The organism is Labilibaculum manganireducens, assembly GCF_963665805.2.
GTDB classification, from domain to species: Bacteria; Bacteroidota; Bacteroidia; order Bacteroidales; family Marinifilaceae; genus Labilibaculum; species Labilibaculum manganireducens.
In genome coordinates this window covers 1,020,078-1,041,853 of record NZ_CAXXEE010000003.1, presented here as the reverse complement: position 1 = coordinate 1,041,853, position 21,776 = coordinate 1,020,078, and the positions used below count along the sequence as shown (strand labels likewise).

General features: G+C 35.6%; 19 protein-coding genes. 11 read left to right on the top strand and 8 right to left on the bottom strand.

Going from position 1 to position 21,776, the window contains the following annotated elements; translation table 11 throughout:
- Nucleotides 1-59: 59 nt before the first annotated feature.
- On the bottom strand, nucleotides 60-1,691 hold the full coding sequence (locus tag ACHZAX_RS04100) for a DUF3078 domain-containing protein (protein WP_320018118.1): 1,632 nt from the start codon (nucleotides 1,689-1,691) through the stop codon (nucleotides 60-62).
- A 483-nt stretch (nucleotides 1,692-2,174) separates the two neighbouring features.
- On the opposite strand from ACHZAX_RS04100, the gene ACHZAX_RS04095 reads away from it, so the two are divergent.
- Together ACHZAX_RS04095 and ACHZAX_RS04090 are read left to right on the top strand one after the other, a co-directional pair.
- Complete coding sequence (locus ACHZAX_RS04095) at nucleotides 2,175-3,554, top strand: tryptophanase (protein WP_101309331.1); 1,380 nt, start codon at nucleotides 2,175-2,177, stop codon at nucleotides 3,552-3,554.
- A gap of 218 nt (nucleotides 3,555-3,772) precedes the next feature.
- The gene (locus ACHZAX_RS04090; protein ID WP_101309332.1) at nucleotides 3,773-4,099 is read left to right on the top strand and encodes a hypothetical protein; all 327 of its coding nucleotides are present in this window, start codon (nucleotides 3,773-3,775) and stop codon (nucleotides 4,097-4,099) included.
- Between the two features lie 113 nt (nucleotides 4,100-4,212).
- Here the strand turns inward: ACHZAX_RS04090 and trhA are convergent, their stop codons facing one another.
- Complete coding sequence (trhA, locus tag ACHZAX_RS04085) at nucleotides 4,213-4,896, bottom strand: PAQR family membrane homeostasis protein TrhA (protein ID WP_320018117.1); 684 nt, start codon at nucleotides 4,894-4,896, stop codon at nucleotides 4,213-4,215.
- Between the two features lie 359 nt (nucleotides 4,897-5,255).
- Between trhA and ACHZAX_RS04080 the strand changes: the two genes are divergently transcribed.
- The 4 genes from ACHZAX_RS04080 (at nucleotide 5,256) to ACHZAX_RS04065 (ending at nucleotide 8,223) form a co-directional block, all read left to right on the top strand.
- A complete protein-coding gene (locus ACHZAX_RS04080; RefSeq protein WP_320018116.1) occupies nucleotides 5,256-6,143 on the top strand; it encodes a hypothetical protein in 888 nt (295 codons plus the stop codon).
- A gap of 120 nt (nucleotides 6,144-6,263) precedes the next feature.
- A complete protein-coding gene (locus ACHZAX_RS04075) occupies nucleotides 6,264-7,019 on the top strand; it encodes a DUF4197 domain-containing protein (protein ID WP_320018115.1) in 756 nt (251 codons plus the stop codon).
- A gap of 353 nt (nucleotides 7,020-7,372) precedes the next feature.
- Nucleotides 7,373-7,564 carry a cold-shock protein gene (locus tag ACHZAX_RS04070; protein ID WP_101260022.1) on the top strand — a complete coding sequence of 64 codons (192 nt, stop codon included), beginning with the start codon at nucleotides 7,373-7,375 and terminating at the stop codon, nucleotides 7,562-7,564.
- A 467-nt stretch (nucleotides 7,565-8,031) separates the two neighbouring features.
- On the top strand, nucleotides 8,032-8,223 hold the full coding sequence (locus tag ACHZAX_RS04065) for a cold-shock protein (RefSeq protein WP_101260024.1): 192 nt from the start codon (nucleotides 8,032-8,034) through the stop codon (nucleotides 8,221-8,223).
- An 85-nt stretch (nucleotides 8,224-8,308) separates the two neighbouring features.
- Here the strand turns inward: ACHZAX_RS04065 and ACHZAX_RS04060 are convergent, their stop codons facing one another.
- Nucleotides 8,309-8,764, bottom strand: a complete 456-nt coding sequence (locus ACHZAX_RS04060; protein ID WP_101309336.1) for a cold-shock protein — start codon at nucleotides 8,762-8,764, stop codon at nucleotides 8,309-8,311.
- A 289-nt stretch (nucleotides 8,765-9,053) separates the two neighbouring features.
- Between ACHZAX_RS04060 and ACHZAX_RS04055 the strand changes: the two genes are divergently transcribed.
- Complete coding sequence (locus tag ACHZAX_RS04055; RefSeq protein WP_320018114.1) at nucleotides 9,054-9,605, top strand: GNAT family N-acetyltransferase; 552 nt, start codon at nucleotides 9,054-9,056, stop codon at nucleotides 9,603-9,605.
- Between the two features lie 14 nt (nucleotides 9,606-9,619).
- Here ACHZAX_RS04055 and ACHZAX_RS04050 read toward each other — a convergent pair whose 3' ends face one another.
- Both ACHZAX_RS04050 and ACHZAX_RS04045 read right to left on the bottom strand, forming a co-directional pair.
- Nucleotides 9,620-10,144 carry a GNAT family N-acetyltransferase gene (locus ACHZAX_RS04050; RefSeq protein ID WP_320018113.1) on the bottom strand — a complete coding sequence of 175 codons (525 nt, stop codon included), beginning with the start codon at nucleotides 10,142-10,144 and terminating at the stop codon, nucleotides 9,620-9,622.
- A gap of 17 nt (nucleotides 10,145-10,161) precedes the next feature.
- Complete coding sequence (locus ACHZAX_RS04045; protein WP_320018112.1) at nucleotides 10,162-11,331, bottom strand: ATP-grasp domain-containing protein; 1,170 nt, start codon at nucleotides 11,329-11,331, stop codon at nucleotides 10,162-10,164.
- 464 nt (nucleotides 11,332-11,795) lie between these two features.
- Between ACHZAX_RS04045 and ACHZAX_RS04040 the strand changes: the two genes are divergently transcribed.
- From ACHZAX_RS04040 to ACHZAX_RS04030, 3 genes are all read left to right on the top strand, one after another.
- Nucleotides 11,796-12,752 (top strand): NAD(P)-dependent oxidoreductase, encoded by a 957-nt coding sequence (locus ACHZAX_RS04040; protein ID WP_101309357.1) that lies wholly within the window; start codon nucleotides 11,796-11,798, stop codon nucleotides 12,750-12,752.
- Nucleotides 12,753-12,815: 63 nt separating this feature from the next.
- A complete protein-coding gene (locus ACHZAX_RS04035; protein WP_101309340.1) occupies nucleotides 12,816-13,583 on the top strand; it encodes a type III pantothenate kinase in 768 nt (255 codons plus the stop codon).
- An 18-nt stretch (nucleotides 13,584-13,601) separates the two neighbouring features.
- A complete protein-coding gene (locus tag ACHZAX_RS04030; RefSeq protein ID WP_320018111.1) occupies nucleotides 13,602-14,060 on the top strand; it encodes a CYTH domain-containing protein in 459 nt (152 codons plus the stop codon).
- Here the strand turns inward: ACHZAX_RS04030 and ACHZAX_RS04025 are convergent.
- On the bottom strand, nucleotides 14,031-17,141 hold the full coding sequence (locus ACHZAX_RS04025; protein WP_320018110.1) for a glycoside hydrolase family 3 N-terminal domain-containing protein: 3,111 nt from the start codon (nucleotides 17,139-17,141) through the stop codon (nucleotides 14,031-14,033). The two genes, ACHZAX_RS04030 and ACHZAX_RS04025, sit on opposite strands and share 30 nt — an antisense overlap.
- A 473-nt stretch (nucleotides 17,142-17,614) precedes the next feature.
- Between ACHZAX_RS04025 and ACHZAX_RS04020 the strand changes: the two genes are divergently transcribed.
- Nucleotides 17,615-18,163 (top strand): hypothetical protein, encoded by a 549-nt coding sequence (locus ACHZAX_RS04020; RefSeq protein ID WP_320018109.1) that lies wholly within the window; start codon nucleotides 17,615-17,617, stop codon nucleotides 18,161-18,163.
- Nucleotides 18,164-18,622: 459 nt separating this feature from the next.
- Here ACHZAX_RS04020 and ACHZAX_RS04015 read toward each other — a convergent pair whose 3' ends face one another.
- Nucleotides 18,623-19,783: a cysteine desulfurase family protein gene (locus tag ACHZAX_RS04015; RefSeq protein WP_101309345.1), complete on the bottom strand. Its 1,161-nt coding sequence runs from the start codon at nucleotides 19,781-19,783 to the stop codon at nucleotides 18,623-18,625.
- An 11-nt stretch (nucleotides 19,784-19,794) separates the two neighbouring features.
- The gene (locus ACHZAX_RS04010; protein WP_320018108.1) at nucleotides 19,795-21,741 is read right to left on the bottom strand and encodes an OmpA family protein; all 1,947 of its coding nucleotides are present in this window, start codon (nucleotides 21,739-21,741) and stop codon (nucleotides 19,795-19,797) included.
- Nucleotides 21,742-21,776 lie beyond the last annotated feature (35 nt).

Here is a 21,776-nt window from a genome sequence, read left to right as displayed (position 1 = left end):
AAGGTTTTAAAACATCTTTTATATCGATACAAAAAAAATAATTACCAGTAATTACTTCCCTAAAAGCGATAGCTGATTCCCACCTCAAGATTTTCTTTGAACTGAACTTTTGAACCTGTATCATCATCTGATATCAAATGAGTTGATAATTTTGTAGATATGTATTGATTAATTGGCATTACCAGAATCATCTCCCAGTCCACATCAATATTTTTAGGCTTATCCGAGTAATTGGAATATAAGGTCAGTTTATTTTCAACACTCATTTCATCCCAAAATACAAACTTGTGATAGACATTAACATATGATCCGACTTCTTTTTTAACTTTTTTATCGGCATCTACTCCATAGGCCGTTTGATCAATATTACCAGTGTCTCTTACAATTGTATATTTTGCTGCTACCGGAGACAATAAGACCGACAATTTTTTACTGGGTTTATAGTCCATACCAATTGATGCGATAATGTAAGCTGGTGCAAAAAAGGATGATTTTAATATTTTTTCAGCATTATTTGGGTATGTATATCCTCTTACAGCTTGGGTTTTCAGATTAAACAGAGCTGAATAATACCATTTCCTAACAGCCTTTTGACCATACTTCGTCTCAAATTCTATACGATCCTCATTTTTTCGAAATCCATTGTCTCCCGACTTTAAAAGACCATACTTAACAGCTAATTTATTGTCCCAGGTATGATTCCCTTTTTTGTAGTTTGCGAATGCATCTATGGTTGATATGGTAGCAATTGAACTTTCGCCTCCTCCGGCCCAACTATCACTTACATGACCTTGATTAAAATAGAAGCCAATAGTAGCACCCAATTTCCATTTTTGAGAATAGCGTTTATATTTACCTAGTTTCGCTAAACTATACTGATCACTTGAAATTTTCTCTTCCAGTTTCACCCTCGTTCCTCTCATTTTTGATTTCTGAACTGACTGCTGGTATACATCGTCATCAACAAGAATACGAACCGATCGATCTTTGGTATTCTGAACCCATATTCCGATAGAATCCCTTTTATTTTTCTTCAACCAAAATCGTTTAAAATCCTGTTTTCCATTATTAATCCAGAATTTAATTGAATCGTTCTGATAATTTTTCACGCCTAACAGAACCGAATCTCTGCTGATTTCCCTGATCCATTGATGAACCGGATCATTTTCAACATACTCAAACAACTCCTCCAATGCATGAGCCTTCCAAGAATCATCTGTATCCAACTCATCAGGTTTTAATAATTCCGGCTGGTAACTCAACACCTTCTCCAACTCCATTTGTTTTTTTACTTTTCGGAGCGCTTCTTCAGTCTTTCGTGTTTCAATGTATTTCTTCAGATAGTAAACCATATCCCGAATACTATCATTTTTTACGTATTGTAATAAAGTATTTACTGCATCCTGCACAGAATCAGTCTGATGTTTCTTTTTTGAATAATTCATTTCCAATTCACGAACGATAAATCGAAAACCCACATTATCTATATGGTGCAAAGGATCAATGAGTCCGTTTAAAACAGTATCATTGGAACAATACTTGATTGAATCAGCCTTATTTTGCTTCAATCGATAAGCAGATTTATCCAATTTTATTTTGTCAGGAAAAACAAAATCTTTCTTAACATTTCGTTGAGAAAAAGAAATTAATGATTGAAGCAAAATTAGCAAAACACAAAAAACTCGAATCATAGGGCAATGATCTTTACTTCTTTAAATAGTTAAATGGCTAATGGAAAATCTTATTGAATAAGAAAAACGCCAACTAAATACGGCACATGCAAATTTGTTGAAATTATTTCTTTATAAAAAGAATAATGCTGTTCATTTAGGTTAAAAAATGTGAGTTTTTGGAACTCTAACAAACAGTTCTCAAAAACAAACGTTTGCATAAAATATACTGCCTTCCTTTTTATTCAGCAGAATTTATTCTATTTTTGACAAAAGTAGAAAATCAGAAACTATGGAAACAAAATATCAACTTCCAAAACTGACACACAAGGTCTACCTTAATATTAAAAACAGAGACGAGTTTCACTTCTAGATTCGCCTGAGGCATCCTGCCTCAAATTTTTACGTATACATTTACAAAAAGCACATAATTGATATGGGAGAATTATATCCTATAGATAATTACACGGCTATATATCACAATAAAATAAACAACGAAACATTATGAAATTACCATTCGCAGAATCATATAAAATCAAGATGGTTGAAACCATCAAAAGAAGTACTCGCGAAGAAAGGGAACAATGGCTTAAAGAGGCGAATTACAACCTTTTTAATCTAAAAAGCGATCAGGTATTTATTGACCTGCTTACCGATTCCGGTACAGGTGCAATGAGTGATAAACAATGGTCGGCAATGATGCTGGGAGATGAAAGTTATGCTGGTGCACGCTCCTACTACAAAATGAAGGAAGCTATTAAAAACATCATGGGATTTGATCATTTTCTACCTACTCACCAAGGCCGGGCTGCAGAAAATGTATTGTTCTCGGTATTGGTTAAAGAAGGCAATATTGTTCCGGGAAACTCACATTTTGACACAACAAAAGGACACATTGAATTTAGAAAAGCAAAAGCTGTTGACTGCACAATTGATGAAGCTTTTGATACAGTAATCGATCATCCTTTTAAAGGAAACCTTGACCTTGTTAAGCTTGAATCGGTTCTTTCTACTTATCCAAAAGAACAAGTTCCAATGATTATTGTGACTGTTACCTGCAATACTTCGGGTGGTCAGCCAGTTTCAATGGCAAATATGAAAGCCGTTAAAAAATTGGCCGAAAAATATGAAATTCCTGTATGCTTTGACTCTGCTCGTTTTGCCGAAAATGCTTACTTCATTAAAACTCGTGAAGAAGGATATCAGGATAAAACAATTAAAGAGATTGTTAAAGAAATGTATACTTATGCTGATATGGCAACGATGAGTTCCAAAAAAGATGCGATTGTAAACATGGGTGGATTCATCGGGATGAAAGATGCAAACCTTTGGAAACAAGCATCTACCTACAATATCATGTTTGAAGGATATGTTACCTACGGTGGTATGTCGGGACGTGATATGAATGCACTGGCACAAGGCCTTGATGAAGGAACTGAATTTGAATATCTTGAAACACGTATTAAGCAAGTAGAATATTTAGGTGGCAGATTAGAGGAATTTGGTGTTCCGTTCCAAAAACCAATAGGAGGACATGCAATTTTTGTTGACGCCAAAAAGATCTTGGCTCACATACCAAAGGAAGAATATCAGGCACAAACATTAGGTTGTGAATTGTACTTGGAAGCAGGAATTCGTGGGGTTGAAATCGGTGCAATTTTAGCGGATAGAGATCCTGAAACCAGAGAAAACCGTTATCCTGCCTTAGAGTTGCTGCGTTTGGCAATTCCAAGAAGAACTTACACCAACAACCATATGGATGTTGTTGCAGTAGCTCTGAAAAATGTTTATGATCGAAGAAATGAAATTAAGCATGGGTTTAAAATTATTGACGAAGCTCCAATTATGAGACATTTCACTGTTCAACTGCAAAAAATAGACTAATAAAAAATCAAAAAACATCAGATAATAAAGCTTCCTTCGGGAAGCTTTTTTTTAATCTAAATAAAGAATTCTATCCTTAATGATTTTTTATTTTTTCGGGACTTCAAAATTGCGTATTTTTAATTGTGCATTAGAATCAGCAGATTATCAGGCAATAAAAGAAAAACCATAAATATTTAAATAGAGAAAAAAAGAAGCAAACCCTAATCTCCAAACCTATGACTACAATTGATTTAAAATTAACTCTTCAATTAAAAGAGAATGAATTTTTTAAGGTAGGCGAACACATTTTTACAAAAAATGAAAATCTTAAACCGCTTGAAGATCAATTACATTTTTGTGGTTCATGTGCTATCGAAGTATTCAAAGAGTACGAAAGTTTTCTAACCATGGAAATCATGGATCGTTGGTCTAAATTGACTAAGGCCCTAAATCAATCAACCTCTTGTTGCGCTGTTTGGGATGATCGAAAAATTATAAAAGAATTGGTCGACAACAATGAGCACTCTGTTTCCTGGTATGTTAAAAACTGCAGAATTTGCTAGCAACAGAAATAAAATTATCCTGAGGCTGTCTCAAGCACAAACCATTTTTTGATTCAAAAAATAGAAACATCTGTATATTAAAGATGTCCCTTCTTATTTTGAGTCAGCCTCTGCTATATAATGCAATAATACACTGCAATAAAGTGAGAAATACTACCTGCAAATACAAATAAATGCCATATAAAATGATTGAACGGCAACTTTCTCCACATGTAAAAAACCACACCCAACATATAAAAAATGCCACCTGCAATTATCCACTGCAAACACAAAGCAGGCAAAGATGAACTAAATGCCGAGAAATTAAAAAACAGAATCCAGCCCATAAATATGTATAACATGAGAGAAATCCAGCGGTATCTGCCCAGCAAAAATATTTTATAAAATATTCCAACAACTACCAATCCCCACAAAACCATCAAATAAAGTCTGCCAACCTGATTATTCAAATAAATAACAAGAAAAGGCGTATAAGTTCCTGCTATCATAAAGAAAATGCTGATATGATCGAACTTTCGAAACAATTTACGATTTGGACTTCCTACCATATAATGGTAAACAGCTGATGAAGCATAGAGTAAATTAAATGCGACCACAAAGAGTAAGCATGCAGTAAATCCGTAAATATTCTGCGTTTCGTAGGCCACACTTAACAACCACAAGCCTGCCGGAATACCAAAAATCAAGCCAAGTCCGTGAGAAAGCCAGTTGGCAAACTCATGAATTGCTTCCTTATCGGATGAAAATCTTTTCTTCTCCTCTTTAGTCCAACTCACAAGCAATAAAATCCATTTCATCTGTTTATAATTTTTTGATTAAGGTCAGATATAACTCCCAAATTACACTCATTCTCCTGTATGCAACACTTTTTACATGGTCTTTTCATATCATCCAGTTTAAATATCCGCTTCGTACTTCCTTTTTGACAGAAAATCAAATTTCAGGAAAAGATTCGACGTCGCAAAATTAATAATGCCTCAATTTACAATCATTTAAAATAGAATGAAAAGTGGTGTATTGATTGAAGCTTCGGATCGTAAACACCTTTAGTTCAAAAAATTCAGACAGAAAACAATTCCCATAACACAGTCTATCTATTTTCATATTTATATATTAGGAGTTCTAAACATCTTAATAACTACAAACTAATATTACTATGAAGAAAATAATCCTAGTTCTGATTTGCTTTGCCTGGATGCAGATTAGCAATGCACAAGAAAAAAAAATGTCTCCGTTCTTTAAAGCCGGAACATCACAAACGGATATCAGTTTACTGATTTCAAACATAAAACAAAATCTTGAAACAAATCAATTTTCAATAATAGGAGAATACCAGCCTGAAGCCAGCCAAGAACTCTACGTAATTTGTTTCACGCGAAATGATCTAAGTGAATTGTGCCTAAAATCATCAGATAGAGGTGCTTTGGCCAGTGTACTTAAAATAGGTTTGGTTAAAAAAGGAGAAAGCACTATAGTAAGTATGCTTAACCCAGACTATGTTTTTTGCGCCTATTTAAGTAACTACGAAACGGACAAACCTTTGTTTTCAAAGATTACTTCTGATGTGAAAAAATCCTTATCAGCAATAGGTGATGAATTCACTCCATTTGGCGGGGAAGTAAAAGAAGGCTCTCTAAAAAAGTATCATTACAAAATGATGATGCCATATTTTAGTGATCCCGTCAATTTAAATGAGTTCGAATCATTTGAAGCAGGACTAACAACTATCCGTAAAAATTTAAAAGCAAAAAAAGGAAATGCCCATTTAATTTACGAACAAGTATTTGAAAACAAAAACATAGCCGTATTTGGAATTGGTTTATTAGACTCTGAAGACGGGGAAAAACAATTCCTTCCAATAATTGGAGAAGATCATATTGCCGCCATGCCTTATGAAATTATCCTGCAAGGAAAAAAGGCTAGTATGCTGCATGGCAAATATCGTTTTGCCTTGTATTGGCCAGAACTAACTATGGGAACATTTATGAGAATAATGAGCACACCCGGGGATGTGGAAGATTTTATGAAAGCAATAACTGAATAAATACAACTTTAGATTGTTAAGCCTGCAGAAAATTATGCAGGCTTTTATTATTGAATTTCCTATCATTTTTTGATACCTTGTTGCGTTTAAAAACAAACAGCTTCATTAAAGCAACAATTTATGAAGAAGACGATCTCAATCCTATTAATTTGTTTCCTATTTGCTTCCTGCGCTGAGCTGCAGCCTTTCATGGATCAGTATGCACTCTCACAACCAAAACCTATATCCAGCGCTGAAGTAAGTTCCGGACTAAAAGAAGCATTAAAAATTGGCAGTAAGAATGCGTCAAACCTGTTATCCATGCAGGATGGTTTCTACAAAGACGAGTTGATTAAAATACTGTTACCTCCGGAGGCACAAAGCATTACAAAGAACATCAATCTGATACCAGGAGGCGCAGAATTAGTAGATAAAGTTGTTCTTAGACTTAACCGTGCTGCTGAAGATGCAGTTTCTGAAGCAACACCAATATTTGTTTCAGCCATTACAGAAATGACAATTGCAGATGCATTCGGCATTCTTAAAGGAGGGAATGATGCTGCAACCGTATATCTTCAAAACAAAACTCAAAATAAATTACAAGAGCTGTTTATGCCCAAAGTAAAAGCGTCCTTAGATAAAAAGCTGGTCGCAAATTTATCTACGAATGAATCGTGGAGTTTATTAACCAAAAATTACAATGCGGTGGCAGGAAGTTTTGCCGGAAAGTTAGCCAGTTTAGAGCCAATAAATACCAAGCTTGATGAATATGTGACAGAAAAAGCACTAAGTGCTTTATTTCTTAAAGTTGCAGATGAAGAAAAACTAATCAGAAAAGACCCTTTAAAGAGGGTTAATGATCTCTTAAAAAGAGTATTTGGTGAACTGGATAAATAATAATACAGGTTTCTCGTATCTAAACACAACTGATTTCACAAACATCTTTTTTTAATAAACATATATGTAACTAATAATCAGACATATTATACAAGGATATGATTCTTTAAAAGATGTATTTGTTATTTATACGCCACAAACTAAAACTATTTTGCCTGAAGTTAGGATAGAATAAAAGTTTTATATAGATTTGCAGTGTTTAAAAGTACTAAGGGAGATTTATCTCCACCAATAATTTCAATATCATTCATTACTATTTGTTTCTTTTTGAATAAAAATAATAGGTTTGTTACTGTTAATTACTAAATTAGAGTCTTTAAACGTTTAATTTATTATTTTTAAAAAACATTACAATGGAAGGAACAGTAAAATTCTTTAACGAATCTAAAGGTTTTGGATTCATTAAACCAGACGATTCAAGTGAAGACATCTTTGTACATTCAACAGGTCTTATCGACGAAATTCGTGAAAACGATAAAGTTGAGTACGATTCAGAACGTGGAAAAAAAGGTATGAATGCCGTTAACGTAAGAGTTATCGACTAATTCGTATTACTTTTATACAAAATAAAAAACCATCCAACAGGGTGGTTTTTTTTGTGCCTATAAATCAATAAATACATCTCAACAGCTCTTCTTTACAAATATCAGCTTTGCATTTCTATGCTTTAGAATTAATTCAGCAAAAATAAATACTATCTCTTTTCCTGATCTACTTCCCTCCTTCTCCCGAATAATCTACATAGACCAAACAGTGAAAACCCAACCAAACTAAATCCATAATCACCTCACAACAAGTATCATTACAGAACTCAAAACTTTGCCGGTTATTTTTGGATTGAAAAATTGTTTTTTTTATATTTGTTTAGTTCGAAAGTCTTATTAAATAATAATTTCAATACCATTCATTACTATTCATTCCATTTAGGAATAAAAATAATAGAACTGTTACTGGCAATTAAATAAGAATACAGACTTTAAACAAACATCTTATTATTTTAAAAAACATTACAATGGAAGGAACAGTAAAATTCTTTAACGAATCTAAAGGTTTTGGATTCATTAAACCAGCAGATTCAAGTGAAGACATCTTCGTACACTCATCGGGTCTTATCGACGAAATTCGTGAAAACGATAAAGTTGAGTACGATATGGAAAAAGGAAGAAAAGGTATGAACGCAGTAAATGTAAGAGTAATTGACTAGTTCACATTACTTTCATACAAAATAAAAAACCACCCCAAAAGGGTGGTTTTTTATTTCTTAAAATTGTAACAACCGAAAAGGCTGTTTATTTTTTAACTAAAGTAACATTTACAGCATTCATCCCTTTAGGACCACGCTCTGTTTCAAAGTTAACTTTATCATTTTCACTTACTGAATCTACAAGACCATTGATATGCACAAAAATACTCTCCTTGGTTTCTAAATCCTTAATAAATCCATATCCTTTACTAGTATTGAAAAAAGATACAACACCCTCTCTTAAAGGTTGTTCAAAGTTACCGTCATCACTATTTCGTGCACCAAGAACTATGTCTTCTTCGTTAATCTCTTTCTTCTTTTTAGTTGGATCTGGTGGCGTATCACTCAAATTGCCAAACTCATCTGTATAGGCAAGCATTTCTTCGAAAGTACGACCTGGACTGGATTTACGTTCTTCTTTACGCGCTTCTTTTTCTTTTCTTTTCTGGAGTTTTTGCTTCTCTTTCTCTTTTTTGTTGTAAGTTTCTTTTGGTCTTGCCATAGCTTTTTTAAGATTCGAAATTCATTATAATCCTTCAAAAATTAAACACGATGATTAATACTTCTATCTGATCATTTCTTAAAGGTTCTGCAATGTACGGAATTATTCTCAACAAATTGCTAATTATTTATCCTTAAGGGTATAATATGCACCTGAATATGACAAATTTAAGCTGTAATTTCAATCATCTATTTTATATAAAAAACCAAATTTGTACGATTTAAATTCATATTTGTAAAATTCACCCAGAAAAAATATCTTTCCTGTATTCGAAACAAATAGATTTATTATGGAATTACACTCTAAAAGATTATGCTTACAATCAATCCAAAATAAACATGCTGAAGAAGTATTCGATTATCGTTCAGATGCTAAGACCAATCAGTACCAAGGCTGGATTCCGCAAAACATTGATGATGTATATAATTTTATCAGCAATAAAGTTTCCAAAAGTATCGACCAGATTGACACATGGTATCAATTAGTTATTATCTGCAAAGAAGATCAGAAAGTAATTGGTGATATTGGAATTCATTTTTTAGATGAAAACAAAAAACAGGTCGAATTGGGTTGTACTCTGGCAAAATCCTATCATGGAAAAGGCTTTGCTAATGAAGCTTTATCAGAAGTAATTAAATTTCTTTTTACTGATTTAAACAAACATCGTATTACTGCTTCGGTCGATCCGGCAAACATAAAATCGATAGCTATGCTTGAACGTTTAGGCTTTCGAAAAGAAGCTCATTTTATAAAAAGCATCTTTGTTGATGGAGAATGGATTGACGATGTAATTTATGCAATTCTTAAAGACGAGTGGATCAATAAAATCCAGAATGATTAATTTATCCACTTTTTCTAAACTTCAAGCTTTTTATAGAACACCCAATTTTCATATTGATTTTCACCCATTTCGAAAAAGCACTTGCCGGCCACCAAATAATTCCGGCGATGATAAAAATCAAGAGCATTTTGGTTTTGGTAATAAGCTGTGAGCCATAAACCTGAACCATTATTTTTTCTCACCTCATTTTCAGCATGCAGCAAAAGTTTATAACCAATTCCCTGTCTATGAAAATGTCTTGACACATATAGTACGGATAGCTCTGGATCTGTAATATCTTTTACAGGACAAGAAGTATCGTAATCCAGTTGATAACACGCAATTAAGCACGAATCCTTCTCGACCAAAAATATTTTTTTATTCGGATTTTGAAGTATAGTTTCCGTTTTTTCTTTGGTAATTTCAGAAGCCAAATATTCCGCGTATTCATTATTTACTCCTCCCGAAGCATAGGTATCAAGCCAAACTTGAATTTTAAACATCGCAATACAAAGAGCATCTGAAGTTTCGGCTCTACGAATAATAAAATCGGTAATCATATCGATGCAATGATATTTTAATGAGACTCTTCAATGACAAGATCACATAAATCAGAAACTAATATCTCTTCAATTTCATGGAATTCATCTCTTGGAGTTTTGGTAAACAACATCCCAAAAATGGAGTACAATTTATAATCAATTTTACGTAATTCCAATGGATTGCAAAATCGATTCAATAATTTTTCGTAATCAAAATGTGAAATTTTACTGGATGGTATTTTGGTGGAATTGTCCAAAATAATCAAAGAATAAATCTCATCATCCATTTCGTTTAAGATCTGATCCCAATCGGGTTTAATATTGCTTAAAAAACAATGATACGGATTCAATTTAGTGGCCAAATGAGTTAAATCTGCCGTTGTACACCAGCCACCAAACCTCATTGGATTCACTTCAATCGGGACTAATTTGCCCGCTTCATCCACACGAACTTCGATATGAACAGGAAAATTTTTCAATTCGACCTGCTCTCCGAGATCCTGTACAAACTGCTTAAATTGTGGAAGGTATGCCTTAATCAATTCCTTTGAAGTGTAATAAACCCGATCGCTGACATCCTTTTCGGAAGCAAAAAGGTGCTTTAACACTCCCAACACAACCGCTTCGCCATTCTCATCAAAATAAGCATCAAAAGCAAACTCTTCACCAGCAATTACTTCCTCAATTAAAAAGGAAGATGCGTTTACTACCTCGATGGGAAATAAAGCCTGAGCATCTGTAAATTCCTCACGAATTAATTGCTTCACTCTTAACCAATCATTCTCATCAACAACCTTATGAACTCCCAGACTTAAAAAACCTACTGCCGGCTTAATTATAAACGGCATTGGTAATTCGTCCAATTTAACTTCATCCAAATCTTTAAGGAGCACTTCCTTATAATAGAAATCAGGATACATTCCCTGAATCAATTTTCGAAATTCTATTTTATTTTTAAACACATTAATGTATTCAGGTAGTTTGGTGAAACTTAAATGGTTCAGCACCCAATTGATAGAATTCTCGGAATTAGTATAAATTCGACTATTTGTATTATCACGAAAATGTTGAACAATCTGCTCTGAACCAATCAATGAAAGCTCCCCCTTTTCGATAACATTACCTGTATCCAGAGTTGGAAAATTATATTTTTCAATTGTCTCTTTAAGAAACTTGGAAACGTAAGGTTTGTCTAATAAAATCATGCAATGGCGGTGTTAGTTGTTTCGGTGGATTTGAAATTTGAAACAAAGCTACAAAATAAGTTTGTGGAAATCCTCTTTTGAGAAAGGACGGGGAAACACAATCAAACCAAGAAAGGCTTGCTGCCCTGAACCGACATAAGGGAACACAAACCGACACTGGGAATTTGAGGTTTGCACTGCAACCCGGGCAAGCTGTCAGCCTTTACTGAAAGATTGATGTAAGGTGCGGCAACTCATGGATTATCAGGTGACCAACCGGCATGTGTGCACGTGAGTGACCGCCATGCGTACACGTGAGTGACCGCCATGTGTGCACGTGAGTGACTGCCATGCGTACACAGGGTAGGCCACCACCAGATGTTTGGGGTCATTGATCATGATCTGCAAACATTGATGGCAACAGGTTATCCCTTTGGATGATTGATTCAAATTCGTACCTTTTATGCTCTAAAATCATTAATCGCATGTCTGTGAAAAACAAAATACTTATCGCCTACCCTATTCCTAAAGAAGGACTTAGTGAATTGGAAACTCATTTTGATTTGATTTATCCCGAAAAGGAATTCTTCACAAAAGAAGAATTAATTGAACTGATTCCGCACTGCGTTGGTTTGCTGTCTATTTTTAATCGGGAAGTCTCTGCTGATATAATAAAAGCCGGAATAAATCTGAAAATTATCAGTAATTACGGAGTTGGCTTTAATAATATCGATATGAATGCTGCAAACGAGCAAAAAATTATTGTTTGCAATACTCCTGAAGCTGTTTGCGAACCAACTGCCGAGTTGTGTATGGGACTTTTATTATCCCTGAGCAGACAAATTTCGTTGTGCAATTATGGATTAAAAACAAATCCGGAATTTGAATGGGGAGTGATGAAAAATTTAGGAAGCACACTGCGGGGAAAGACCTTAGGGATTGTAGGCATGGGCAATATTGGTAAATCGGTTGCCGAAAAGGCAATGGTTTTTGGTATGAATATCGCTTATCACAATAGAAAACCCATTTCTGAGATTAAATGGAAGGATGCAGTTTATATGAATTTGCCGGATCTACTTGAAAAATCGGATGTGATTTCCCTGCACTGCCCCTTAACTCCTGAAACGCATCATTTATTAAGTAAAAAGGAGTTCCTGAAAATGAAAAAAACGGCCTTTTTAATTAATACATCCCGGGGTGCAGTTATTAATGAAGCTGACTTGGCCATAGCTTTGGAACAAGGTGAAATTGCCGGTGCCGCACTGGATGTTTTTGAGAATGAACCTATTATTCATCCAAAATTATTAAAGCAGAAAACAGCTCTTGCAGTACCACATATTGGCACTGCCACAATCGAAACCAGAATTGAAATGAGCCGCGAAGCCAGTCAGAATATTATTGAGTATTTAAAAAATGGAATTGCAAAAAACAGGGTTAATTAGGCTTTTCTTTTAAAGCTTTTGCCGACCTTTATCTTTAGTTAAGCAATAAATACAATCCAACATATGCTTTTAGCCATCGACATAGGAAATTCAAATGTGGTCTGCGGTTTATCCAGCAATAATCATTGGGCCGAACAATTTAGAATTCATACTGTTGCCAACAAAACATCTGATGAATACGAAGTCATTTACAGAACTTTACTTGCGAGTCGGAATATCGATTTAAAAGAGATTAACCGGGTAGTTCTGAGCAGTGTAGTTCCCTCTCTGATACTTCCTATCCGTGAGATGATTCGAAAACTGTTCAACCAAGAGCCTTTAGTTCTGGGGCCGGAATTGTATCCGCGCTTAGATATCGGAATCAGTAATCCTTATGAAATAGGAACAGATTTGGTTGCCAATGCCGTTGCAGCTCACAACAAATATTCGGGCAATTGCATTGTTGTTGATTTTGGTACTGCTCTTACTTTTACTGTTATAAAAGCAGATGGAAATTTGTTAGGTGTGACAATTGCTCCCGGGCTTAAAACTGCCATGGCATCGCTTTCTCAAAAAACAGCTCAATTACCAAATGTCGATTTGGTTGTTCCTCCCTCCTGCATTGGAAAAAATACGGTTCATGCAATGCAGGCTGGTATTGTAATCGGTTACAAAGGTCTTGTTGAATCACTTCTGACTGAAATGAAAAAGGAAATGGAAGGAAAAACTACTGTAATTGCCACTGGTGGGTTGGCCACTGTGATGCTTCCTATTCTTGACAGTTTCGATCATCATGAGCCAATGTTAACCCTCGACGGACTTAAAATCGTTGGAAATAAATTTTACAAATAAGACAAGCCTCAGCAACATATGCCTTTAGAAATAGAACGTAAATTCCTCATAAAACCAAATTTACTGGATCTTCCCAAAGAGGGAAAAAAACTTATTCAAGGATACATTTGGAGTGATCCGGATAAAAGTTTACGAATTAGAATTGCGGGAGATCAATCTTTTTTAACCATCAAAACCGGAAATAATCCGTTGAGCAGATCTGAATTTGAATACGAAATTCCGATGAAAGATGCTCAGGATCTTTTAGTTCTTTGTGATTCGAAGATTGAAAAAACTCGATTTGTGATCCCTCAAAATAATTTATTCTGGGAAATAGACGTATTTGAAGGCAACAACAAGGGTTTAATTGTAGCCGAAATTGAGCTTGGCTCTGAAAATGAAAACTTTGAACTGCCGCAATGGATTGATCGGGAAGTCACAAATGAAAGTAAATTTTTAAATGTTGAACTAATAAAACATCCCTTTTCCAAATGGTGAAAAAGGAAGGCTTATGAATTCAGGATCAACTTTTTCCTCTTTAATTATTGACTTATATATTTGTTCCTGAATTTTAGTTCGTACATCCATTTCTATCAATTTGGTATTCGACTCATCAGGACAAATTCGGTTCGACAGAAAAATATACAGCAAATCATATTTGGGATCAATCCAAATCATAGTGCCGGTAAAACCGGTGTGTCCATAACTTAATTCGGAAGCCTCACTGCATGTTGGACCACCTTTTTCTTCGGGATTGTAAAAAGGTTTATCAAAGCCGATTCCTCTTCTGTTTTCTGAATTTGGGTAAGCACGTGCAGTAAATCGATTCATTGTTTCAGCACTTATGTAGGTTTCACCGCCATAAGTTCCTTCCTGAAGATACATTTGCGCTAATTTTGCCAGATCGCCGGCATTACCAAACATTCCTGCATGTCCCGAAACGCCGCCAAGCATTGCTGCTGTTGGATCGTGCACATAAGCTTTAAGCCATTGTTTTCGAAAAAACTTATCATCCTGTGTTGGCACAATCCGATCGGCACTAAAGCGTTTCAAAGGATGATACCCCAGACTGGAGGCTCCCAACATGTCGTACAGATGTCTTTTCACATAGCCATCCAAACTTTCGCCGGAAATCTCCTTAATCATCTCTCCCATCATTATAAAGCCAAGATCGCTGTATTTATAACCATTTGATTCTCTAAATTCGGTTGCCAATATCTGATTGATTATCGTATCGTGATAACCTTTATGTATAAAAAGGTTATCCGCAATTTGAACCGGGTATTCTTCAGAACTTTGATTGGAAAAAATCCCCTCTCTAAATTTATAATTTCGATCGAGATACAATTTATCAGCCACTTTTAGACTATAACGTTTCGAATAGTTCCGACTAAATAAATCTCCATCGAAGCTCGCCGAATCAACAGCCTCCCATTGAAATGGTTTATAACTCAACAATCTCGCTTCATGAGCTAAAATTTTCTTTAAAATAAGAGTATCCTTATTGGTGCCTTTGGCTTTTGAAAAATACGCTCCCAATGTATGATCCACATTAATCCACCCTTCGTCGCTTAACTGCATTATTGCCGGAAGTGCAGCTGTAATCTTTGTTAGTGATGCTAAATCGTAAATATCAGGATTACGAACTTCTACTTTTCCTTTGTAGGTATAATGACCGTATGATTTATGAAATACAACCTTTCCTTTTCTAGCTACCAGAATTTGACAGCCAGGGGTTGCTTTTTTTTTAATGGCATCATTTACTATCGAATCAATAACATTCAATTTAAGTGTATTTAATTCAACTTGTTCGGGCAAAGAGAATCCCAGACGGTTGTGTTTGGTTTCAAAACCAGTACCAACCGGAAAATGCCCATTAACTGTAACCGGTAATCGTCCCTGAGAAGCCAAACCACCAAAAATTATTTGCGCAGAAGCCATCTGAGTTTCTATATTATCCTCATACGAAACCAAAATCCCATTTAGCCGATCAGTCCCTTCATATAAATCCAAGCCATAAGGGTTTGCAAACAGATCAAAAATCACCTTCTTGTTTTTTGAAAGCTCAGAAAGAAACTCAATAGTTTGACTCGTAATTCCAAAATTCTTTGATGCCCGCATATCACTGTCGTGCTTACTTACAATCACCAAATTGTATTTATCAAGCTTTTTCAATAATTGATAATAACTTTCAATCGAAGCGCTTTTCCCGATCTGAAAAAAATCTATATCTGCATACCTGCCAAGATATTCCTGAAATCTGTTTCGGATAGGGACACCCATGGCAACAGAAGCAATTTTCAAGGTATCTAATCTTTTTAGCGGCAACAACTGATCATCATTTTTCACTAATGTAATTGCCTTCTCGGTCAACTTTCGTCTTAAAATAAATCCTTGCTGTGTATTTAATCCTGACCACAGTCTATTCTGATCAATTGGCTTGTACTCATTCAAATTGAGCCAATACTTTGCTTTTAAAATTTTCAAACACTTCCCGTTGATATCATCCCAGGAAAGCTCACCGCTTTTAAGTGCCAATTTAATCTCTTTAATTGCTATTTCAACGTCTTCAGTAAAAAGAAGAACATCATTACCCGCAACCAAAGCCTTAGCATCAACCACACCCTTCGGATAAAATTTACGAACGCCTTCCATATTTAACGCATCCGTAAATACCAAACCTTTAAAACCCATTTCCTCTTTCAGCAATTGAGAAACGATAGGGCGGGAAAGTGTCGCTACTTTTTGCAAAGGATCAAGCGCCGGCACATTTAAATGAGAAACCATAATTCCCCCCAAACCATTATTTATTAAACGACGGAAAGGAAATAGTTCAATAGAATCAAGTCTTTCAATAGGATGATCTACCAAAGGAAGATCAAAATGCGAATCGGTTTCGGTATCTCCGTGGCCTGGAAAATGTTTGCCTACAGCAATAATTCCTGATTTCTGCATTCCTGAGGCAAAAGCATACGATTTGTTGGTTACATTGTAACGATCCTCGCCAAAGGAACGGCTGTTAATTACCGGATTTCGCGGATTATTATTCACATCCATTACGGGTGAGAAATTCACATGAACACCAAGTCTGCCACACTCTTTCCCAATCTGTTTTCCCAACTGAAAAATCAATTCATTATCCTGAATTGCACCCAGCATAATTTGCCTTGGGTAACTTATTGTTTGTTTTAATCTGGATCCGAGCCCAATCTCAGCATCCATTCCAATCCAAAGAGGAACCTTTGCCAAAGCTTGATACCTATTTGTCAACCCGGCTTGCTTCCCCGGTTCTCCTTGAAAAAATATAATTCCTCCGATTTGATATTTACTCACTAAGCCCGCAATTCTCTCAGATTCTTCATCTCCTTTATTCGAATAGGCTGCAAGCATAAACAATTGAGCAATTCTCTCGTCATCACTTAAAGTCGACAGAACGGAATCTGCCCAAACATTGGGTTGAGACAATCTGTCAACCAACCTATCTTCTTCTAAAGCAATATTTTGTGCAGACACAAAAAAATGACTTACAAGAAAAATAAGAATAATAAACAATCTGTTCAGAGAATATATATGTGTCATGAAAATCTTTCTTTGGCTATAAAAACAGTGAAGTGTAACAAAATTATAAATACCCTGTCAATTAACAGAATGATTCATCACTTAAAATGAAAAATTAATAAATTATTTAGGAGAGAATACTTACAGTAACATAAAAAAGGGGCAAAGCCCCTCTTTTAATTACTAACAACTAAAACCATACTTAAAACTTAAAAAGAGCTGAAACTTATCAAGTCAAATATGAAAATTGAAGGAATTTAAACCTTCACTACACAAGTAAAAATATTGCAATAGGTATGATAAAACAAGTGTCAAATGTGCCATTTTCTTCGTATTGAACATAAATACAAGTCCCTATTTGTCTGATTACCCGAAAACAAGGGCTTGCAACTTAATTGCAAGGAAAACTATTCTTTTTGAAAAATCAATAAAAAGGATTAAATTAAAAATTGAGATGATGCCAAATAGTATGTTCAATTCTTAAACTACACATTATGAAAAAAATCTTCATTATTCTACTGTCCTTTACTTTTAGCTCATTCATAATTGCCCAACAAACAAAGAACATCGACTTATTTTTAGATGATGACGGAAATATTAGTTTGGAAACAAAATATCTGCAAACAGCAATAACAGATCAGCAAATTCGAGACTGGATTTCCTCATTTCCTGATCAAGTAAATGGTAAGATCGAATATATTAATTCAAATTCAGGCGAATTTCGATACAAAGGCCGGGTTCCTGTTTCTTTAAGCGAAAGACCTTCCGTTTTCCAGATTGAAATGCATTTCACACTTTCAATTCACAGTTCGGAAGACCAATTAATTGTTGCCATTGGTGATATCTATTATCAATCCTATCCGGAATATGGGAAGCAAGGAACTCCAGCCATAATTTCCTATCCTAAAGATTGGTACTCCAAAGCAAAATTGCGCAAAAAAACAGGCAATCTGCCTTGGCTAAACAGCTTGGTTAAAGAAAACACCATTTCCAAAGCTGAAGAATTGCTGGCTGGTGGAAATGAGTTTTTCAGGTGTTTATAATTGTAAGGTTTTGTCACATGGTCCCGAAAGCTTTCGGGATTACCATGCCGGAATAATCATCTTCCTGTGTGCCGCAATTGCCGACGTTTCATGATATTGTTCGACTCTGACAGTTGAAAAAACGCCGTCAGGTCTTTTCCGAAAAAGCTTCTTGAAACCTGCGAATTTCCTAGATTATAATTTTTAACTGTTTTCCCTGTGTGCCGCAATTGCCCGGCATGAACGTTTCATGATATTGTTCGACTCTGACAGGTTGAAAAAACGCTGTCAGGTCTTTTCCGAAAAAGCTTCTTGAAACCTGCGAATTTCCTAATTTATAATTTTTAACTGTTTTCCCGTGTGCCGCAATTGCCCGGCATGAACGTTTCATGATATTGTTCGACTCTGACAGGTTGAAAAAACGCTGTCAGGTCTTTTCCGAAATTGCCCGCCATGGTGATTTCAAATAATTAAATGGCTTTATTCCGGATTGCTTTTCTTTTGATTGGCATCTCTGCGTAAACTTTTTATCACCTCAATTATTTCATTTGAAGCTAAATCGATTTCAGTTTTAGTAGTATATCTGCCTACAGAAAAACGAATTGTGCCCATTGCATATTCCAAAGGAACTTTCATAGCATCCAGGGTTGCTGAAACACTCACACAATCAGTGTGACATGCGGCACCCGCCGATGCGGCCACATTTTTTAACCGACTTAAAATCTCGTTTACCGGAATTTTCTTAAAGGAAACACTTAAGGTATTTGGCAAACAAAAATCCTTATTCCCATTAAACTGAACATCTGAAAGTTTAGATAAGTTCCTGCGTAAAATCCGGATCAAATTCATTTCATGCCTCATTCGTTTGTCTTCCTCCTCCATGGCCAATTCGGCGGCTTTTCCCAAACCAACAATTTCCAATACATTTTCGGTTCCTGCCCGCAAATTCCTTTCATGATCTGCACCATGAATCAATTTCTGCAATTTAATTCCCCCGCGAATATACAAGGCTCCAATTCCTTTCGGACCATAGAATTTATGACCTGCAAGAGTCAGTAAATCAACACCCAGTTCCTGAACATTAACAGGTACTTTACCAACAGCCTGAGCACAATCAGTATGGACAATGATATTATTCTGCTTCGCCAATTTCGAAATTTCAGAAATTGGCTGTAAAGTTCCCACCTCGTTATTCGCATACATGATCGAAATTAAAATAGTATCTGGTCGAATGGCTTTTTTCAAATCAGACAATTGTACCTGTCCGGTTTCATCAACAGGCAGATAGGTAACTTCGAACCCTTGTGTCTCCAAAAATTTACAAACCTCTGTAACCGCAGGATGCTCGATAGAAGAAGTGATAATATGCCTGCCTTTATCCTGATTTGCAAAAGCATAGCCTTTTAATGCATAATTATTCGATTCAGATCCGCCACTGGTAAATATCAACTCTTCAGCATCACAATTCAGCAATAAAGCTACCTGATTTCTTGCCTTGTCCACAGCCTCTTTGCATTGGCGCCCATAAAAATGTGAGCTTGACGGATTGCCAAAAAAACCTTTTAAATAGGGAATCATTGCATCTGCAACTTCCGGTGCGATAGGTGTAGTCGCATTGTAATCAAGATATATCGGTTTCATTTTATTGATTATTATTGATTTTCAACAACTTTGAATTCTGTTCTTCGATTTAAACTTCTTCCCTCTTCGGTTTCATTGGCTGCAATAGGATGTGAAGCTCCGTATCCTTTAAAGCTTAGCCGTTTTGCTTCTATTCCTTTTGAAATTAAATAATCGCAAACCGCCTTTGCCCGGTTATTGGAAAGATTTAGATTGTAATTTTCAGTTCCGGTATTATCGGTATGACCGGCAATTTCAATTTTTAATTTAGGATAAGCTGCCAACAGATCATACAAGCGGGTCAATTCAATTTCAGATTTCGGCAAAATATCCCAGGAGTCGATATCAAAAAACACATTCCGAAGTACGATTTCTTTTCCTTTTTCAATTTTATCTAAAAAGATATCTAATTGTTGGGGCTTCGATTTCTTCTGATCATTCTTCATTGCAAAATGCTCCGAATAAAAAAGATAATTTTCGGCTGAGGCCGAAAATAAATATTCTTTTCCCGAAGGCAAACAAACCAAATAGCTGCCATCCGTCCAATCCGATTTAATCTGAATAATTGTATCATTGCTCATTAAATCAATTAATAAAAGCGAAGCAAGCACAGGATTTTTGGATTTAGCATCCAACACATTGCCTTTTAACCACGACACAGACTGTGGCTGCAAATCTACAGGCATCTCAAAACTAAAAATATCTTTCCCTTTGCCTTTTAGGCGATCCGAAGAAAAATAAGCTTTATCACCTTTCGCATTAATAATCAATCCGATTTCATCGTTAAATGTATTAATTGGGTAACCCAAATTTTCAGGTTCGCTCCATTTCCCATCTTTATCGCGTTCTGTCTTAAACAAATCATATCCTCCCATTCCGGTTAAACCATCTGAAGAAAATACCAGATACCGGTTTCCGGCATGAATAAATGGTGACATTTCATTATCTGTTGTATTAATAGAAAGGTTCGCCGGCTGTGTCCATCTTTGCTTTCCATCTTCCAAAGTTTCAATTAATCTGGAATGCCAAATGTCCATTTTCCCTTTTCCTGATTTTCGGTTGCTCACAAAATACAATTCCCGTCCGTCAGCAGATATACTTGGCTGAGCTTCCCAAGCTTTCGAATTAATTGGTTTGCCAACATTTATTGGTGCCGACCAAACATCTCCTTCCCGAACTGAATAGTAAATATCACACCGGCCATATCCGTTGGGACGATCACAGGCCGTAAAATACATGTATTTGCCATCTGCCGTAATGCTTTGAGCTCCTTCGTTCTTATCTGTATTGATAACTAAGGATAATGGTTCCGCCTGCATCCATAAACTATCGTTTTGGCGGGATACATAAAAATCCTCCTGCCTTTTGATTTTCACTTCCGTTCCCTCTTTCTTTTCTATCAACAATCGGGTAAATACCATCAATTTCTCATCTGCGGTAAGGCTGGGCCAATACTCATCAAATTCGGAATTCACATTGTCACCAAGGTTTACCGGTTTAAAATCGACAGGATTTGCTATTGACTTGATCGCAAACCGGCAACTTTCCAGTCTTTTTGCTGCCAACCTTCTATTTCTGTCGGAGCTATTTGAAAGTGACAGAAAGTCTTCATATTTCGTTAATGCCTTTTGATATTCTCCTATTTTCAGGTAGGCATTCCCCAAATTAAAATGCACATTCGGGAAAAATTTGGCATCAATATTTATCGCCTCCTGATAGGCCTCAATTTCAGATTCAATCTTGCCCGTTTCATGCAAAACATCAGCTTTAAAAAGCCATGCTTCAATAAAATCAGGGCTTTGCTCAATTGCGGCATCTAAATATTTCAGAGCTTTGGAATTATCCATTTGCCGATAAACCTCCGAAGCCAACTCATAGTTTTTGATGGCTCTCTTCGACTTGATACTGTATTTTTTTTGTGCATTGGAAGTAAAACCAACGGACAAGAAAAATAATAGTAAAATAACTGATCGACACATTGTATTGATATTTTTCAAGTGTTTATAATTTTATG

Bases quoted from the DNA above. Each gene is read 5' to 3' on its own strand.
- ACHZAX_RS04080 (WP_320018116.1), top strand. From the start codon at position 5,256: ATGAAGAAAATAATCCTAGTTCTGATTTGCTTTGCCTGGATGCAGATT.
- ACHZAX_RS04055 (WP_320018114.1), top strand. From the start codon at position 9,054: ATGGAATTACACTCTAAAAGATTATGCTTACAATCAATCCAAAATAAA.
- ACHZAX_RS04025 (WP_320018110.1), bottom strand. From the start codon at position 17,141: ATGACACATATATATTCTCTGAACAGATTGTTTATTATTCTTATTTTT.
- ACHZAX_RS04090 (WP_101309332.1), top strand. From the start codon at position 3,773: ATGACTACAATTGATTTAAAATTAACTCTTCAATTAAAAGAGAATGAA.
- ACHZAX_RS04065 (WP_101260024.1), top strand. From the start codon at position 8,032: ATGGAAGGAACAGTAAAATTCTTTAACGAATCTAAAGGTTTTGGATTC.
- ACHZAX_RS04095 (WP_101309331.1), top strand. From the start codon at position 2,175: ATGAAATTACCATTCGCAGAATCATATAAAATCAAGATGGTTGAAACC.
- trhA (WP_320018117.1), bottom strand. From the start codon at position 4,896: ATGAAATGGATTTTATTGCTTGTGAGTTGGACTAAAGAGGAGAAGAAA.
- ACHZAX_RS04045 (WP_320018112.1), bottom strand. From the start codon at position 11,331: ATGATTTTATTAGACAAACCTTACGTTTCCAAGTTTCTTAAAGAGACA.
- ACHZAX_RS04020 (WP_320018109.1), top strand. From the start codon at position 17,615: ATGAAAAAAATCTTCATTATTCTACTGTCCTTTACTTTTAGCTCATTC.
- ACHZAX_RS04100 (WP_320018118.1), bottom strand. From the start codon at position 1,691: ATGATTCGAGTTTTTTGTGTTTTGCTAATTTTGCTTCAATCATTAATT.
- ACHZAX_RS04050 (WP_320018113.1), bottom strand. From the start codon at position 10,144: ATGATTACCGATTTTATTATTCGTAGAGCCGAAACTTCAGATGCTCTT.
- ACHZAX_RS04030 (WP_320018111.1), top strand. From the start codon at position 13,602: ATGCCTTTAGAAATAGAACGTAAATTCCTCATAAAACCAAATTTACTG.
- ACHZAX_RS04015 (WP_101309345.1), bottom strand. From the start codon at position 19,783: ATGAAACCGATATATCTTGATTACAATGCGACTACACCTATCGCACCG.
- ACHZAX_RS04040 (WP_101309357.1), top strand. From the start codon at position 11,796: ATGTCTGTGAAAAACAAAATACTTATCGCCTACCCTATTCCTAAAGAA.
- ACHZAX_RS04070 (WP_101260022.1), top strand. From the start codon at position 7,373: ATGGAAGGAACAGTAAAATTCTTTAACGAATCTAAAGGTTTTGGATTC.
- ACHZAX_RS04035 (WP_101309340.1), top strand. From the start codon at position 12,816: ATGCTTTTAGCCATCGACATAGGAAATTCAAATGTGGTCTGCGGTTTA.
- ACHZAX_RS04060 (WP_101309336.1), bottom strand. From the start codon at position 8,764: ATGGCAAGACCAAAAGAAACTTACAACAAAAAAGAGAAAGAGAAGCAA.
- ACHZAX_RS04075 (WP_320018115.1), top strand. From the start codon at position 6,264: ATGAAGAAGACGATCTCAATCCTATTAATTTGTTTCCTATTTGCTTCC.
- ACHZAX_RS04010 (WP_320018108.1), bottom strand. From the start codon at position 21,741: ATGTGTCGATCAGTTATTTTACTATTATTTTTCTTGTCCGTTGGTTTT.